This window comes from Isoptericola sp. Y581 (genome assembly GCF_059445475.1).
On sequence record NZ_JCAIUK010000009.1, the window covers coordinates 1 to 16586 of the forward strand.

Sequence of the window (16586 nt, forward strand, 5' to 3'; positions counted from 1 at the left end):
ACCGCCGCAGCACTCGTGCTACTCAACCTTCAACGCGGGACCCGGCGATCACGCTGGTGAGAAAACCTCAGACCCGTTCCATTGACAATCAGCGACCAACCGTCGACGCGACAGGGGCCCACTATCGGTCACACCACCTCGACAGCTACCGCCCTACTAGTGTCGCGTGTCGTAAATGACTTTATGGATAGAGTTTGAAACTATGAAGCGTGGCGAACCGACCTGCTCCTGCACCTCCAACGGCCCGACCGAGGCCATCAACGGCCGCCTCGAGCACCTACGCAGCTCCGCCATCGGCTTCCGCAACCTCACTCACTACATCGCCCGATCACTCCTGGAAGCCGGAGGCTTCAGACAGCAACTATACCCTCGAGATTCCGCCTATGGGGCGGCGCGAAGATCGGGATGTCTGACCTCTTGACGTGCGACTGCTACGCTGTGTAGCATGACTGCGCGCAACCGATCCTCGACGCTATCTGCCCACTATGGACCGCTGGAAGTGCTGGTAATGGAGCACGTGTGGGAGTCTGCCCCGGTGGATGTGCGGACGGTGCAATCGGCGCTGGCCCACGATGGCCACCAAGCGGCCTACAGCACGGTGAAGACCATCATGGAACGACTGGTGGTCAAAGGGGAACTCGCCCGGGAACGCGAGGGAAAGCAATTTATCTATGCCGCCGTTCGCACTCGAGCGAAGACCGAGGCACTGGTCACTCAAGGCATGGTCGACGATCTTCTGGATCGACACGGTGATCTAGCGGTGTCGTTCTTCGTCGATCGCGCCCGGCAAGACCCCGTCCGGCTAGAAAGGTTGCGCCGACTTCTTCGGGACATGGAAGCCGAGGGAGGAGGGGTCGATGGCTGAGCTGCTGGCGTACCCGCAGATGGTGCTACTGCTTGCGCCGATCATGTTGCGCACGATCTGGGTCGCCTGCCGCCCGGCGCTGCAGCGGACGGAACCGCGGGTTCGAGCGGGCGTGCTCTTCGCCCTGATTATTCTGCCAGTCGTCGCGATGGCCGTACCGTATATCCCTGCAGTGGCGTCGCACCTGCCGGTGCCGTGGCGGGCTTCGATCGCATGGGGGGTGGCGAACTACCCGGCCCCGACGGAGTGGATCGCTCACACCGTCGCGGCGCTGGTCGCGGCGGCGCTGCTCCTCGTTCCTCCCGCCGCGCTAATCGTTCTATTGGTCCGTGCGAGCCATCAGGCGTACGCGCTCTCAGCCCGACTACTAGGAGAGCGACATCAGGCAGGCTTCGTCCTTGTGTCGGGCCGATCGATCGCGTGCACGATTGGTCTCTGGCGTCCCCGGGTACTGCTATCTGCTGATATCTGGGAGAGCGAACATGGGGCAGCTGTTCTGCGTCATGAGCAGGCGCACGTGCGCGGGCATCACTCACTCATTGCTGTGCTTGCATGCGCGTCGCTGGCGCTGTGGTGGTGGATTCCCGGCTCCCGACGCTTACTGGGCGACCTACGTGACGCGCTAGAAGAGTCCGCGGACGCCTCAGCAGTCCGTCAGCTCGGTCGCGTTCGCGTGGCCCGAGCAGTCGTCGACATCGCGACCGCGCGAATGTCCGCATCGGCTCCGGGATTCAGCGACCTGAACAGCACGGAGCGACGGCTTGTGGCACTTGCTCACGGGCCTGACCGGCGACTGACCCTAGCAGTGGTGGCGGTGAGCACGGCGATCGTCCCGATCTGGCTCCTGCTCTTGTAAGACCCGCCGCTCCGCTCTAAAGCGCTGAGATACCCACCACTTGAAGTGCTACGCAACGTAGCAGATAGGAATGAACTAATGATCACTGCTTCGGGAAATCAGAACGAACAAGAACACACTGACAAAAGCCGTCCCGCACCACGCCGAAAGCGGCGCGGATGGCTCCGGAAGTTGGGGATCGGGGGTGGCGTGCTTGCACTCATTGTCGCTGCAGGCGGCTGGGCCGTACACAATTATGGACCGCAGTTCGGCGTGTACTTGGTGCCCCCTTCGTCGGCGCGCTACGCCGACATAGCCCTCGGCATCATGGATACCGGCCACTACGCGGAAGGACCCGAGTGGGAAGCGGAGCGTGCCGAAGTAGAAGAGGCCGCTTCCGAGGCTACAGCCATCGAACAGCTGCACGCGCCGCTGGCTTCGGCGGCCACTGTCGCCGGAGGAAAGCACTCCTTCTTCCTCACCCCCGAAGAAGCAGCGCAGTCAGCGGAGCTAGCCACCGCGGATTTCACGCCGCCAAGCGTCACGAACGAATCCGGAATCACCACGGTGACCGTGCCAGCGCTCGGCAGCGTGTCGAGCGAGCAGCAAAACGAATACGCAGAGACCGCCGCCCAAGGGATCGCGGAAGCAAACCCGGACACCTGCGGATGGATCGTCGATCTCCGAGGCAACACGGGCGGCAATATGTACCCCATGCTTTCAGGCGTCTCGCCGTTGTTGCCCAATGGGCCGGCGATGTCGTTCCTCACACACAGCGGCGCTGAAACGATCGTGACCGTGCAGAACGACGGTGCAGGAATCGGGGGCACCACAACAACCATGATTCCCGAGGTCGCCAAAGCGAACGATCGCCCCATCGCGGTCCTTCAGGACGAGAAAACGGCGTCCAGCGGCGAAGCAGTACTCACAGTGTTTCGTGGACTGGATAACGTCCAGTCCTTTGGGACCCCCAGCGCGGGATACAGTTCCGCTAACGCGATTCACACCCTCTACGATGGCGCGCTCCTCATACTGACCGGAAGTGTCTATGTCGATCGCGACGGCGTGAACCTTGACGAACTCCCCATTGCACCGGGAAATGAAACAGTCCCCGGCCTCGCAGACCGCGCCGCAATTGAATGGCTGAGCCAACATGGTTGCAACTGATCTGAGCGCGATCAATCGCCACTCGATATGCGGAATTCGAGACGTATCTTATGTCATTCGCTGAATATCGCAGCGCTTTGCAGCTCTCCGCCGTTCCGGTGGGGATCATGGGGTGAGTCCGCCAGCGGCGAGGAGCATGCGTAGCCGGTAGTGGTCGCAGTTGCGGTAGCCGCGGGCGATCCGGCGGTGGAGCTCGATGATGCCGTTGATGGCCTCGGTGGGGCAGCTGTTCGCCCGGTCGGTGGTGAAGTAGGCCAGGAACGCGGAGTGCCAGCGGCGCAGGGTTCGTCCGAGGCGCGCTACTTCGGGGATGGGGCAGGTGTGGAACGAATTACTGCTTCGTGTGACGGCCATCAGTCGGGGACAGCTCCCCTGACAGGCGTCGCAGCAGTCTCACCGCCGTGCAACGGATGGTTCATTCCACGGTCAAGTTGCTATGTGAGAGATCGAGAAAACTAGGTTGCATCTCGACAATCCGCGCCGCGGGTGTCAGGACTGCATGTCGACGAAGCGTGAGTAGTGCCCCTGGAACGCGACGGTGATGGTGTCGGTGGGACCGTTGCGGTGCTTCGCGACGATCAGGTCGGCCTCACCGGCACGCGGCGATTCCTTCTCATAGGCGTCCTCGCGGTGCAAAAGGATCACCATGTCCGCATCTTGCTCAATTGACCCAGACTCGCGCAAGTCCGACATAGCAGGCTTCTTGTCCTGCCGCTGCTCTGGTCCACGGTTCAGCTGCGACAGCGCAATGACGGGGACGCCGATCTCCTTGGCCAGGAGCTTCAGGGCGCGGGAGAACTCGGAGACCTCCTGCTGGCGCGATTCGACCTTCTTGCCGGAGCTCATGAGCTGCAGGTAGTCGATGACGACGAGCTTCAGGTCGTGCTTCTGCTTGAGCCGCCGGCACTTGGCGCGGATCTCGGTGAGCGACATGTTCGGCGAGTCGTCGATGAACAGCGGCGCCTCGGAGATCTTGCCCATCACCTTGGCGAGCTTCTGCCAGTCGTCCTCGCCCATGGAGCCGTTGCGCAGCTTCTGCAGGTGCACACGCGCCTCGGCGGAGAGCAGACGCATCGTGATCTCGTTGCGGCTCATCTCCAGCGAGAAGACGACGGACGTCTGCCCGTTCCTGACCGACGCCGAGCGGGCGATGTCGATGGCCAGCGTCGAGTTGTGCGTCGGGATCATGGCGCGGCTCGCCAGGTACAGGTGCGACGGATGCTCGATCTCGACACAACGCACCGGGACGGACCCGACCGCGACCACGTCGACGATCTTCCACGCCACGCCCGGTCGAGCGACGGTGTGCGCGGCGCCGTCGCGCATCGAGCGGACGATGTCCTCGGTCGTGCGGATCACGGCGTCCGCCGGGTCGCCCGAAGTGCTCGACGACCACTCGTGCCAGGCGTCCGCGACGATCGTCGTCCCGTCGTCGAAGACGACCTCGTAGCAGGGGCGACCGGTCATCACGTCGGTGGCGCGCACGACGCGGGTAGGCGTGCCGTCCGCGGCGATCAGCTCGTCGCCCACGGCGACGTCGCCCATGGTGGTCCAGCCGGTCGGCGTGGGCAGGGGCGTGTCGAGCGCCAGCGCCTTGCCCATCGCCGGGCGGGCGGCGATGACGATCATCTGCCCGGGGTGCAGACCGTTGGTGAGGCGGTCGAGGTCGGCGAACCCGGTGGGCACGCCGACCATGCCCTCGCCGCGGTTCCCGGCGGCCTCGATCTCGTCCATGGTGCCGCCGATGATCTCGGCGAGCGGCAGGAAGTCCTCGGAGGTCTTCCGCTCGGTGACCGCGTAGATCTCGGCCTGCGCGGTGTTGACGATGCCCTCGACGTCGCCGCCGTCGGTGGCGTACCCGAGCTGCACGATCTTGGTGCCGGCCTCGACGAGGCGGCGCAGCACGGCGCGCTCCTGCACGATGCGCGCGTAGTACCCGGCGTTCGCGGCGGTGGGGACGCCGGCCATGAGGTCGTGGATGTACGGCGCGCCGCCGACGCGGGTGAGCTCGCCGCGCTTGGTGAGCTCGGCGACCACGGTGATGGCGTCGGCGGGCTCACCACGGCCGTAGAGGTCGATGATGGCGTCGTAGACGGCCTCGTGCGCGGGGCGGTAGAAGTCGTTGCCGCGGATCTGCTCGACGACGTCGGCGATGGCGTCCTTGGAGAGCAGCATGCCGCCGAGCACGCTCATCTCGGCGGCAAGATCCTGAGGAGGTGTGCGGTCGAAAGTGGCGCGCGGCGCCCCCCCGAATCCCGCCTCGAGCTCCTCGATCGACATGCCCACCTCGCTCCCCCGCCGTCACCGACGTCCGGTCCGTCACCGGACACCGACTCCTCGCTGTCAGGTCCACGTTCTACCGTGGGCCACTGACACCGCGGACGACGCTAGGCGCGCCCGCGACGCAAAGCAACGGGCGCTGTGGACGCAGTTGTGGACGAGCCTGTGGATAGGGTGGCTCACCCTGTGCACGGTCGGTGGACAGGCATGTGCACAACTGGGGATATCGGCTGTGTACAACTTCTGGCGGCGCGCTGACCTGCGCCGACATTACCCTCAGGCTGTGGAGGAGAAAGAAGTTGGGTGAGTTGCACCGCACCTCGGATCCAGACGGCGGACACCCCGGCGACAGGCCTTCTTCACCGGCGCCGCCGGACGGTCACGCACCTTCACCCGACACCGAGCCGGTTGTCCACAGGGGCGCCCGGCGCCGCATCGACCGCGACATCCTCGCCCTCGCCCTCCCGGCGCTGGGCGCGCTCGTCGCCGAGCCGTTGTTCATCCTGGTCGACAGCGCCGTCGTCGGCCACCTCGGCACCGCGCAGCTCGCCGGCCTGTCCGTCGCCTCCACCCTGCTGGTGACGATGGTCGGCCTGTGCGTGTTCCTCGCGTACGCGACCACCGCCGCCGTCGCGCGCCTCGTGGGCGCCGGCCGCACCCGCGACGCCCTCCAGTCCGGCATCGACGGCATGTGGCTCGCCCTCGGGCTCGGCGCCGTCCTCGCCGCCGTGCTGGCCGCGAGCGCCCCGTGGGCCGTGGGGGCGATGGGCGCGGGCGACGACATCGCGGGGTACGCCACGACCTACCTGCGCTGGTCCGTCGTCGGGCTGCCGGGGATGCTCGTGGTGCTCGCGTCGACGGGCGTGCTGCGCGGCCTGCAGGACACCCGCACGCCGCTGTGGGTCGCGTCGTCGGGCGCCGTCGTCAACGCGATCCTCTCGGTGACGCTCGTCTACGGCGCCGGCCTGGGCATCGCCGGCTCGGCGATCGGCACGGCGGCCACGCAGCTCGCGATGGCGGCCGTGCTGACCGTCGTCGTGGTGCGCGGCGCCCGGCGCCACCACGCGTCGCTGCGGCCCCACCACGCGGGGATCTGGGCGAACGCCCGCGCGGGCGCGCCACTGTTCGTCCGCACGGCGTCGCTGCGCCTGGCGATCCTGCTGACGGTGGCCGTGGCCACGGGCCTCGGCGCCACGGCCCTCGCGGGCTACCAGGTGGTCAACAGCCTGTGGGGCCTGGCGGCGTTCGCGCTGGACGCGCTCGCCATCGCCGGGCAGGCGCTGGTGGGCCATGCGCTGGGCTCGGGAGACGTCGGCCGGGTACGCGCGGTGCTGCGCCGCTCCCTGCAGTGGGGGGTGGGTGCGGGCGTGGTGATCGGCGTCGTGTTCGCCGCGTCCGGGTGGTGGATCGCCCCGCTGTTCACCTCCGACCCGGACGTGCGCGTCGCGATCACGGCCGGGCTGGTGGTCACGGGCGTGCTCATGCCGATGGCGGGGTGGGTGTTCGTGCTCGACGGCGTCCTCATCGGCGCCGGCGACGGCCGCTTCCTCGCCTGGGCGGGCATGCTCACGCTGGTGGCCTACGTGCCGTTCGCCCTCGCCGTCCGCGCCTGGGCGCCGGACGGCGCCGTCGGGCTCGCCTGGCTGTGGGCGGCATTCGCCGGCGTGTTCATGCTGGCCCGCGCGCTCACCACGGGCCTGCGCGCCCGCAACGACCGGTGGATGGTCACGGGCGCGTGACGCCCTCGGGCCGCCAGGTGAACGGCGTGTGACGCAGCCCCGCGGGAAGTACAGCCGGCGGCTCGACCGGCAGCGCTGTCAGACCGGCACGCGCAACCGGTACCCGATGCCGCGTACGGACGACACGCGCAGCTCGGGGAGCACGTGCAGGCGCTTGCGCAGGCGCTTCACCGCGGAGACCACCGCGTCGGGGTCGCCGAGGTAGCCGGTGCGCCACACGGTGCGGGTGAGCTCTGCGAACGACCACACCCGGTCCGGTGCGGACGCGAGCGCCACCAGCAGGTCGAACTCACGCAGCGAAAGGTGCACCGGGATGCCGGCCGCCGTGACCTCCCGCGCCGCCAGGTCGACCTCGAGCGCGCCCAGCACGATCCGGCCGGCGACCGGCGGATCGCCGACGTCGCCGTCGGGGCGGTCGGCGGGCCGGGTGGTGGGCCCGGTGTCCGGGGCGTGTGCGACGACGGAGACCCTGGGCCCCGTCCGGTCCTCGGCCGGCGGCACGGCGGTGTGCACCTTGACGGACAGCGCGTGGACCGGTGGGTCCGCGTCGTCCTGGGGCTCGAGCAAGGGCCCGAGCAGGGTGCGCGCGCCATCGGTGTCCGCGGTCGCGATCACCGCGGCACGGCCGCGCAGCAGCCTGGCCACCTCGCCCACCCGCTTCAGCGGGAGGCCGATGCACAGGACGTAGCCGCCGACCAGCTCGGCGGGGTGTTCGTGGGGCATCGCTTTCCTCCGTCCGACACACGCGCCGAGGGGGACGCGGACATCGTTTACCCAGGTGCCTATCAGAGTCTCGACGATGCTGCGCGCCGACGGGCGGCCCCGCCGACCCGGACCTGCCCCCGGACTGACCGCGAACTGGCCCTCGCCCGTCCTTGTTGTCGCAGGTCACATCGGATGGGCTGCAAGGTGGGTCCCGATCGGGCGCCCGTCACGACGTCCCCGCGATCCGGGGACACCCTCACCTGGAGGTACCGTGCACTCTCCGATCAGTAGGAGGAGGGGGTGGGTCGCGACGAGCGCGGCCCTCGCGCTCCTAGCCACGTCCGCGGCCGGGGTGGCGCCGGCGTTCGCCGCCACCGCCGATCCGCCGCTCGCGCCGTCGGGCGCCGTCCCTGACCCCGAGGACAAGATCACCGCCAAGACCCAGTCCGCGCTGGAGAAGGGCCCCGCCGACTTCTGGGTCGAGATGGCGGACACCGCCGACCTCGGCGCCGCGAAGGGCATCGCCGACTGGGACGACCGCGGCCAGTACGTCTACGACACGCTGACCAAGGTCGCTCAGCAGTCGCAGTCCGGCCTGGTCAAGCAGCTCGACGCGACCGACGCCGAGTACGAGACGTTCTGGATCTCCAACCGGGTGCTCGTCACCGACGGCACCCTCGCCCTCGCGAACGACCTCGCCACCTCGTCCGAGGTGGCCCGCATCAGCCCGACGAAGGTGCTGGAGCTGGTGGAACCGGTCGAGCGCAAGAAGGCGGCCGACAAGGGCACGCAGGCCGTCGAGTGGGGCGTGCAGGCGATCAACGCCGACGACGCCTGGGCCCTGGGCTACACGGGCCAGGGCATCACGGTGTCGAACATCGACACGGGCGCGCAGGCCGACCACCCCGCCCTCGCGGCGCAGTACCGCGGCCTCCAGGACGACGGCACCGTCGTCGACGACTACAACTGGTTCGACTCCTCGAACGCCTGCACCGGTGACACCCCCTGCGACAACGACGGGCACGGCAGCCACACCATGGGCACCATGGTCGGTGACGACGGGGCGGGCAACCAGATCGGCGTCGCCCCGGGTGCCGACTGGATCGCGGCCAACGGCTGCGCCACCTGCTCCGACGCCGACCTGATCGAGTCGGGGCAGTGGATCCTCGCGCCGACCAGGACCGACGGGAGCGACCCGGACCCGGCCCAGCGGCCGCAGGTCGTCAACAACTCCTGGGGTATGAGCGCCGCCGGCGCGATCGACGACTTCATGACCGACGAGATCGCCGCCTGGGAGGCCGCCGGCATCTTCGGCTCCTGGTCGGCGGGCAACGAGGGACCCGCGTGCAACACGACGTCGTCCCCGGGCGCCAACGAGGCGACATACGCCGCCGGCGCCTTCGACTCGAGCGGGGCCATCGCCTCGTTCTCGTCGCGGGGCACGGGCGAGAACGACGGCGTGAAGCCGAACCTCTCGGCGCCCGGCGTCAACGTGCGCTCCTCGCTGCCGGGTGACGGCTACGGCTCGTACTCGGGCACGTCGATGGCGGCCCCGCACCTCGCGGGGGCGGTCGCGCTGCTGTGGAGCGCGGCCCCGAGCCTCGTCGGTCAGATCGAGGAGACCGAGGCGCTGCTCGACGGTGCCGCGGTGGACGTGGACGACACCACCTGCGGCGGCACCGCCGCCGACAACAACGTGTGGGGCGAGGGCAAGCTCGACGTCATGGCCCTGCTCGACGCGGCGCCGATCGGCGACACCGGCGAGGTGGCCGGCTCCGTCACGGACGGCGACGGCGCCGCGGTTGCGGGCGCCGAGGTCACCTTCGACGGCGCGTCCGACCGCACCGTCACGACCGACGCCGAGGGCGCCTTCGCGGCGCAGCTCGCCGTCGGCGACTACGCGGTGAGCGCGACGGCCTTCGGGTTCCTCGCCTCGGCACCGGCCGACGTCACGGTCACCGTCGACGAGACGGTCACCGTGCCGATCACGCTGGAGCACGCGCCGGCCCACGCCGTCACCGGCACGGTCAGCGAGCGGGACGGGGCGCCCACCGAGGGCGCGCTCGTCGAGCTCTCCGGCCCGCTGGACCCGGTCACGACCGGGGCCGACGGCACCTTCGCCTTCGCCGACGTGCCCGAAGGCACGTACACGCTGAGCGTCTCGGCCGGCACGTGCGCCACGCCGTTCAGCACGGAGGTCGTGGTGGACGGCGACGAGTCGGTCGACGCCACCCTGAGCCGCCTGGTCGACGACAACGGCTACTACTGCGCCACCGGGTCGGACGGGGCCGCGACCGGCGACACGCTGCTCGACCTCACGGGGGACGACGCCGCGACCGAGGTCGAGCTGCCGTTCGCGTTCCCGTTCTACGGCGAGGAGTACGACTCCGCGTTCGTGTCGACCAACGGGTTCCTGAACTTCCTCGCGACCTCGACGGCCTACAGCAACGTCGCCATCCCCGCCGCGGCGACGCCGAACGCCGGCGTGTACGCGTTCTGGGACGACCTGCAGGTGGACGAGGAGTCCGGCGTGTACACGGGCGCCACCACCGTGGACGGCCTCGACGCGTTCGTGCTCGAGTGGCGCGACGTGCGCAGGCGCGCACCGGTGACGGACCGCCTGACCTTCTCGGCCACGCTGGTCGCCGACGGGCGCGTCGTCCTGGGCTACGGCCCGGTGACGGACACCGACACCGCGCGCGGCAGCTCCGCGACGGTCGGCATCGAGGACGAGGCGGGCGCGGTCGCGTCGCAGTTCTCGTACAACGCGGCGGCCGTCTCGGACGGCCTGTCGATCACGTACGACCTCGCCGACATGGGCACCGTCACAGGCACGATCACGGACGGCAACACCGGCGATCCGGTCGAGGGCGCCGACGTCACGCTCACGTCGAAGGACGACGGGGACGTCACGACGGTGACCACTGCGGAGGACGGCACCTACGCCGCCCTGCTGCCGCTCGAGCGGTACGGGCTCGTCATCGAGGCCGACCAGTACGAGAGCGCCACCAGCGACGCCGCCCTCACCGAGGACGGCCAGGTCGTGACCCGCGACGCCGCGCTGGCGGCGGGCCGGCTCGAGGTGAACAAGGAGAGCATCAACGCGAGCCTCGCGATGGGTGGCACCGCGTCGCGCGCCTTCCAGGTGAAGAACACGGGGACGGTTCCCGTCGAGCTCGACCTGGGCGTGGGCGGTAGCGGGTTCGAGATGCTCGACGCCGGCTCCGGCGGCGTGATCTCGCACGTCACCGAGAAGGCGACCGTGCCCGACTCGAGCGGGTCGTCGATCGGCACCCAGGGCTCCGGCCTCGGCAAGGCCGACGGCAAGTCCGGTCTCGCGTCGTCCGGCGCCAAGGCCGGGACCGTCACGCCGGACCTCTCCGCGGTCCCGCTCGAGGACACGGTGCTCACCCACTCCGCGTCGCAGGACATCGTGGCGAACAACTCCGTGGCCTGCACCAACCAGGTGACCACGCAGGACAACGCCTACCTGCGCACCTTCACGCTGGACGACTTCGGCATCGACGGGACGTTCGACGTCTCGGCCGTGTCGTTCGCCGTCGAGGCCGTGCAGGTGGCCCAGCCGCTCACCGTCAACCTGTACACGCTCGAGGGCGACCTCGTGTACGCGAACATGACGCTGATCGGCAGCGCCGAGGCTACCATCGGCACCGACGCGGGCGGCACCGTCGTGTCCGTGCCGGTGGAGGGCGAGGTGCCCGCGGGCGCCACCCTCGTCGTCGAGGTCGACGTCCCGGCGGGCGGCTGGTTCTTCGTCGGGTCGAACGACGCCGGTCAGACGGCGCCGTCGTACCTGCGCTCGGAGAGCTGCTCCATGCCGGAGCCGACCGACACCGCCGAGATCGGCTACCCCGGAATGCACATCGTGATGAACGTGTCCGGTGAGACGTCGGGCGGCGGGGTGGAGTGGCTGGACGTCCAGCCGCCGAGCGTCACCCTCGCACCGGGCGCCAGCGTCCGGGCAGCGGCGACCTTCACGGCCGCGGTCGAGCAGCCCGGGGCGTACTCCGCCACGGTCACCGTGGGCGGGAACACCCCGTACACCGCACCGACCGTCGCGGCGCTGATGACCGTCAAGGCGCCGGGCGGCTGGGGCAAGGTCACCGGCACGGTCACCGGCGGGGGCGACCCGCTCGACGGCGCCGTCGTACACCTCGACGGCAAGGCATACGACAAGACCCTCGTCACGGGGGCCGACGGCACGTACGGGTACTGGATGCCCAAGGCCAACGGGCCGCTCCAGATGGTCGTCGCGGCGAACGGGTTCATCCCCGCCGTCCGCACGGCGCCGATCGTCGCCGGCCAGACGGCGGTCTACAACGTCGACCTGAAGCCGCTGCCGTGACCGCTCGCGTGGTCACGGCCTGACAGCTCGACCTGACAGGACGAACGACGACGGCCCCGGTCCCTCGCGAGAGGAACCGGGGCCGTCGTTCGTGGTCTCGTCAGGCGCGACCACCGGTGAGCGGACTCAGCCGGCGACGACCTTCACGGAGATCTTCGCGGAGACCTCGGGGTGGAGGCGCACCGACACGGTGTAGTCACCGGTCGTCTTGATCGGCTGGCCGATCTCGATCTTGCGCTTGTCCACCTGAGGACCCGAGGCGGCGACGACCGCGTCGGCGATGTCACCGGTGGTGACGGCACCGAACAGACGGCCGGACTCGCCGGCGTGCGCCGTGACGACGACCGTCTTGGCAGCCAGCGAGTCCGCGGCGGCCTTGGCGTCGTCGAACGAGGCGATCTCGCGGGACTTGCGAGCCTTGCGGATCGCGGAGACCTGCGACTCGGCGCCCTTGGTCCACGGGGTAGCCAGGCGACGCGGGATGAGGAAGTTCCGGGCGTACCCGTCCTTCACCTCGACGACGTCCCCGGGCTCACCGAGACCGGTGACCTCGTGGGTCAGGATCAGCTTCGACATGATTCAGTGATCCTTTCCGGTCAGCGGGCCGAGGACGAGTACGGCAGCAGGGCCATCTCACGGGCGTTCTTCACCGCGCGGGCGATCTGGCGCTGCTCCTGGACGGAGACGCCGGTCACGCGACGCGCGCGGATCTTGCCGCGGTCGGAGATGAACTTGCGCAGCAGCACAGTGTCCTTGTAGTCGACGGTCTCGATCTTGGCCGTCTTGAGCGGGTTAGCCTTCTTCTTGGGCTTGCGCACCACAGGCTTTGCCATGGTGTTGCTCCTTCACAGGTGCAGTCCACACGCCGCGCCGGCCGCAGTGGCCGACGTCGCGCGGGACGGGGTGATCTGGGGACGGGCGATCGATCAGAACGGGGGCTCGTCCGAGAACCCGCCACCGGAGGTGGCGGGACCGGCCGTGGCCCACGGGTCGTTGCTCTGACCGCCGCCGGAAGAACCGGAACCTCCGCCGGGCTGGCCGCCACCCTGGGAGCCGCCGAAGCCGCCCCCCTGGTTGCCGCCGCCGCCGAAGCCGCCACCGCCGCCGGAACGCTGCGCGCGGGTGACCTTCGCCGAGGCGTACCTCAGCGAAGGGCCGACCTCGTCGACCTGCAGCTCCACGACGGTGCGCTTCTCCCCCTCGCGGGTCTCGTACGAGCGCTGAGTCAGACGGCCCTGCACGACGACGCGCATGCCCTTCGTCAGCGACTCGGCCACGTTCTCAGCGGCATCGCGCCAGACCGAGCAGGCCAGGAACAGCGCTTCGCCGTCCTTCCACTCGTTGGTCTGACGGTCGAAGGTGCGCGGCGTGGACGCGATGCGGAAGTTGGCGACGGCAGCCCCTGACGGGGTGAAGCGCAGCTCCGGGTCCGCGACCAGGTTTCCGACGACCGTGATGACGGTCTCACCAGCCATGCCATGCTCCTTCGTTCGTCCGAGAGTCGTGAGGGGATCCCATCACGAGGCAGTGACATCCACGCCATCGACGAGGATGCCGCCCGCGACGGGGGCAGAGATTCGGTTCAGGTCTCAGCGGGCGTCGGCGCGCAGGATCTTGGTACGCAGCACGACCTCGTTGAGGCCGAGCTGGCGGTCCAGCTCCTTCGCGGTGTCCGGCGTCGACGTGAAGTCGACGACGGCGTAGATGCCCTCGGAACGCTTGGTGATGTCGTACGCCAGGCGGCGACGGCCCCAGATGTCGACCTTGTCGACGGAGCCGCCGTCGGTCGAGATGACCGACAGGTACTTGTCCAGCGACGGAGCCACGGTGCGCTCCTCGACCTCCGGGTCCAGGATCACCATCAGTTCGTACTGACGCATGTGTTCAACCCACCTCCTCTGGTCTCAGCGGTCACGGTCGTTCCGTGACAGGAGGGTTCTTCGTGCGTCGGCCGACCTTCTGTCCCGGAACGGTCCGGGACGACAGGCACAGCCAGTGGATCAGGATACCCGCCATGGAGGGCGTCCCGAAATCGGGTCAGTCCCCGCCGAGCGGCCAGCCCGGTTTGTCGGTCGTGTCGCCGGTGGGCTCGTCGGTCGGGCCGTTGCCGTTCCCCTTGCCCTCCGGCCCCTTGGATACGACGAGCGTCACGCTCGAGCCGGGGTCGACGCTCGCGCCGGGCCCGGGTTCCGTGCGGATGACGTTGCCCACCGGGACGTCGTCGCTGAACTCCTCGCTGATGTTCGGCTGGAGCGAGTCACCGTGCAGGATCTGCTCGGCGGACGTGCGGGGCTGCCCGGCGAGGTCCGGCACCGCCACCTGCTCGGGCTCCTCCGGCTCGCCGGTCGACACCACGAGCGTGATGGTCGTGCCCACCGGCACCTCGGTGTTCGCGCCCGACATCTGCAGCACCGTGCCCTTGGGCTGGTCGCTCTTCTGCGACTGCGTGCGCACCTTGAGCTCCAGCCCCTGCAGCTGCTGGGTGGCGGAGGCCACGTCCTGCCCGACGAGATCCGGCACGGTGACCATCGCGTCCTCGGTCTCGGTGGGGGTGGGCGACGGCGTGAACGTGGGCTGCGGCGGCACGTACTCGGGGAACTCGACGACGTCCATGCCCTCGGTCGCGACCTTCATGAAGTCGGTCCAGGCGCGTACGGGCCACGAGCCACCGGTGATCTCGCTGTACTCGCCGAAGTCGTCGATCGAGGTCTGCCCGCCCATCTTGCCCTCGTCGAGGTCGAGCGTCTTGTACTGGCGCAGCCCGACGACGGTGGTGAGCTGGGGAACGAAGCCCGCGAACCACGCGGACACGTTGTCCTGCGAGGTACCGGTCTTGCCGGCCACGGGGCGATCGAGCTCCTGGGCGGTGTCGCCCGAGCCCTCCTCGACCACCTTGGTCATGGCATAGGTCGCCGCGGTGATGTCCTCGGCCTCGAACTCCTTCTCCTGCTCCTGCGGGCCCTTGTAGAACTCGCGGCCGTCCAGGGTCTCGACCTTCTCCACCACGTGCGGCGTCGTCCGGTACCCGCCCGCGGCGATGGTGGAGTAGGCGCGGGCGAGGTCGATCGGGTAGATCGAGGCGGTGCCCAGCACGTTCGACGGCTCGACCGGGATCGCGTTCTTCTCGGACTTGCGGATGCCCGCGCGGTACGCCACGTCCGCCGTGGTCTCGGGCCCGATCTCCAGGTTGAGCTCGGCGTACGCGGTGTTCACGGAGTTCGCGGTCGCCTTCTCCAGGCTGACCTCCCCGAGGCTCTCACCACCGAAGTTCCCGACGTCCCACTCCCCGCCGTTGTCGGCGTCCGGGAAGACCTTGGGCGAGTTGCCGTCGAACGTCTCGTCGAGGGTGTGGCCCTTCTCCAGAGCCCCGATGAGCGTGAACGGCTTGAAGGTCGAGCCCGCCTGGACCACGTCCTGCGTGGCGGTGTTGAGCGACTGCTTGACGTAGTCCGGCCCGCCGTACAGCGCCTTGATCCCGCCGGTCTTGGGGTCCATCGACACCAGCGACATGCGCGCGTTCTTGCTCGCCTTGCCGTAGGTGCCGTCCTCGTGCAGCGTCTTCTCCACCTGGACGGCGGTCTTCTGCAGCTTCTTGTCGAACGTGGTGGTGATCTGCAGGCCGAGGGTCTCGAGCTCCTGGTCGGTGAACGGGGCGTCCGGGTTGGAGTCGGTCTTCACCAGCTCCTTGCGCACGGCCTGCATCAGGTAGCCCACCTGCCCGCCCCGGGTGTTGGAGGCTTCCTTCTTCTTCTGGAACTCGGGGAACTCCGCCTTGGCGTGCTCCTCCTTCGTGATGTACCCCTGCTCGTACATCTCGCGGATGCTGCGGTCCCAGCGGAACTCCGCCTGCTTGGGGTTGATCGACGGGTCCCAGTTCACCGGCGACGGGATGATGCCCGAGAGCAGCGCCGCCTCAGACGGCGTGAGGTCCTTCGCGTCCTTGTTGAAGTACTCCTTCGACGCCGCCTGGATGCCGTAGGTGCCGCGCCCCCAGTAGATGGTGTTGAGGTAGTTCTCCAGCACCTCCTCCTTGGGCTGCGTCTGCGCCACCTTGAGCGCGATGATCGCCTCGCGTGCCTTGCCCGCGTACGACGTCGTCGTGTCCATGTAGTAGCGCTCCACGTACTGCTGCGTGAGCGTGGAGGCGCCCTGCGTGGAGTTGCTCTTGATGTTGCTGTACAAGGCGCGCGCGATGCCCTTGGGGTCGATGCCGCTGTTGGTCCAGAACGTGGAGTCCTCGGAGGCGACGACGGAGTTGCCCACGTAGGCCGGCAGGTCCTCGAGCGCGACGATCTCGCGCTTCTGCTCGGCGAACGTGCCCATCTCCTTGCCGTTCGCCCAGTAGACGGTGGTGGCCTGGTTGCTGACCTCGTCCAGGCCGCCCGGGATCGTCGTCGTGCTCCACGCGGCCACGAACAGGCCGGCGGCCAGGGCTGCGCCGGTGAGGCCGGTGCCGAGGACGACGCGCCACGAGGGCAGCCATCGCTGCAGCACGCCCTTGTGGGGGCGCGGATAGTTCCAGAAGCGACGTCTCCTCGCCACGTCAAGCCTTTCGTCGTGCGGGACCGGGGGCGCTCACGTGGGCGCACTCCGGCCAGCGGACCACAGGGAACACTAGGCGATCCGGGG

The 16586-nt window shown here is 69.0% G+C and carries 13 protein-coding genes and 1 pseudogene; 6 read left to right on the plus strand and 8 right to left on the minus strand.

Annotated elements, in window-relative coordinates:
- Nucleotides 1-232: 232 nt before the first annotated feature.
- The 4 genes and pseudogenes from AC1C2W_RS16840 to AC1C2W_RS16855 form a co-directional block, all read left to right on the plus strand.
- Nucleotides 233-421: pseudogene (locus AC1C2W_RS16840) on the plus strand (transposase); the annotation flags it as partial.
- A 24-nt stretch (nucleotides 422-445) separates the two neighbouring features.
- Complete coding sequence (locus AC1C2W_RS16845) at nucleotides 446-865, plus strand: BlaI/MecI/CopY family transcriptional regulator (protein ID WP_495413764.1); 420 nt, start codon at nucleotides 446-448, stop codon at nucleotides 863-865.
- Nucleotides 858-1721 carry a hypothetical protein gene (locus AC1C2W_RS16850; protein WP_495413765.1) on the plus strand — a complete coding sequence of 288 codons (864 nt, stop codon included), beginning with the start codon at nucleotides 858-860 and terminating at the stop codon, nucleotides 1719-1721. Before AC1C2W_RS16845 ends, AC1C2W_RS16850 begins: the two co-directional genes overlap by 8 nt.
- Nucleotides 1722-1910: 189 nt before the next feature.
- Nucleotides 1911-2867 (plus strand): S41 family peptidase, encoded by a 957-nt coding sequence (locus AC1C2W_RS16855; protein ID WP_495413766.1) that lies wholly within the window; start codon nucleotides 1911-1913, stop codon nucleotides 2865-2867.
- A 105-nt stretch (nucleotides 2868-2972) separates the two neighbouring features.
- On the opposite strand, the gene AC1C2W_RS16860 is transcribed toward AC1C2W_RS16855, so the two are convergent.
- Together AC1C2W_RS16860 and dnaB are read right to left on the minus strand one after the other, a co-directional pair.
- On the minus strand, nucleotides 2973-3224 hold the full coding sequence (locus AC1C2W_RS16860) for a transposase (RefSeq protein WP_495413857.1): 252 nt from the start codon (nucleotides 3222-3224) through the stop codon (nucleotides 2973-2975).
- Between the two features lie 132 nt (nucleotides 3225-3356).
- Nucleotides 3357-5147, minus strand: coding sequence for a replicative DNA helicase (gene dnaB, locus AC1C2W_RS16865; RefSeq protein WP_495413767.1), 1791 nt, complete (start codon nucleotides 5145-5147; stop codon nucleotides 3357-3359).
- A gap of 434 nt (nucleotides 5148-5581) precedes the next feature.
- On the opposite strand from dnaB, the gene AC1C2W_RS16870 reads away from it, so the two are divergent.
- Nucleotides 5582-6886, plus strand: a complete 1305-nt coding sequence (locus AC1C2W_RS16870; RefSeq protein WP_495413858.1) for an MATE family efflux transporter — start codon at nucleotides 5582-5584, stop codon at nucleotides 6884-6886.
- Between the two features lie 78 nt (nucleotides 6887-6964).
- Here AC1C2W_RS16870 and AC1C2W_RS16875 read toward each other — a convergent pair whose 3' ends face one another.
- Entirely contained in the window at nucleotides 6965-7609 is a 645-nt protein-coding gene (locus AC1C2W_RS16875) for a winged helix-turn-helix domain-containing protein (RefSeq protein ID WP_495413768.1), read from the minus strand.
- 253 nt (nucleotides 7610-7862) lie between these two features.
- Between AC1C2W_RS16875 and AC1C2W_RS16880 the strand changes: the two genes are divergently transcribed.
- Nucleotides 7863-11957 carry a carboxypeptidase regulatory-like domain-containing protein gene (locus AC1C2W_RS16880; protein WP_495413769.1) on the plus strand — a complete coding sequence of 1365 codons (4095 nt, stop codon included), beginning with the start codon at nucleotides 7863-7865 and terminating at the stop codon, nucleotides 11955-11957.
- 126 nt (nucleotides 11958-12083) lie between these two features.
- Here the strand turns inward: AC1C2W_RS16880 and rplI are convergent, their stop codons facing one another.
- From rplI to AC1C2W_RS16905, 5 genes are all read right to left on the minus strand, one after another.
- Complete coding sequence (gene rplI / locus AC1C2W_RS16885; RefSeq protein WP_495390828.1) at nucleotides 12084-12533, minus strand: 50S ribosomal protein L9; 450 nt, start codon at nucleotides 12531-12533, stop codon at nucleotides 12084-12086.
- A 20-nt stretch (nucleotides 12534-12553) separates the two neighbouring features.
- Nucleotides 12554-12790 (minus strand): 30S ribosomal protein S18, encoded by a 237-nt coding sequence (gene rpsR / locus AC1C2W_RS16890; RefSeq protein ID WP_495390827.1) that lies wholly within the window; start codon nucleotides 12788-12790, stop codon nucleotides 12554-12556.
- A gap of 93 nt (nucleotides 12791-12883) precedes the next feature.
- On the minus strand, nucleotides 12884-13432 hold the full coding sequence (locus AC1C2W_RS16895) for a single-stranded DNA-binding protein (protein WP_495390826.1): 549 nt from the start codon (nucleotides 13430-13432) through the stop codon (nucleotides 12884-12886).
- Nucleotides 13433-13546: 114 nt separating this feature from the next.
- Complete coding sequence (rpsF, locus tag AC1C2W_RS16900) at nucleotides 13547-13837, minus strand: 30S ribosomal protein S6 (RefSeq protein ID WP_495390825.1); 291 nt, start codon at nucleotides 13835-13837, stop codon at nucleotides 13547-13549.
- Between the two features lie 157 nt (nucleotides 13838-13994).
- Complete coding sequence (locus tag AC1C2W_RS16905; protein WP_495413770.1) at nucleotides 13995-16499, minus strand: transglycosylase domain-containing protein; 2505 nt, start codon at nucleotides 16497-16499, stop codon at nucleotides 13995-13997.
- Between the last annotated feature and the right edge of the window lie 87 nt (nucleotides 16500-16586).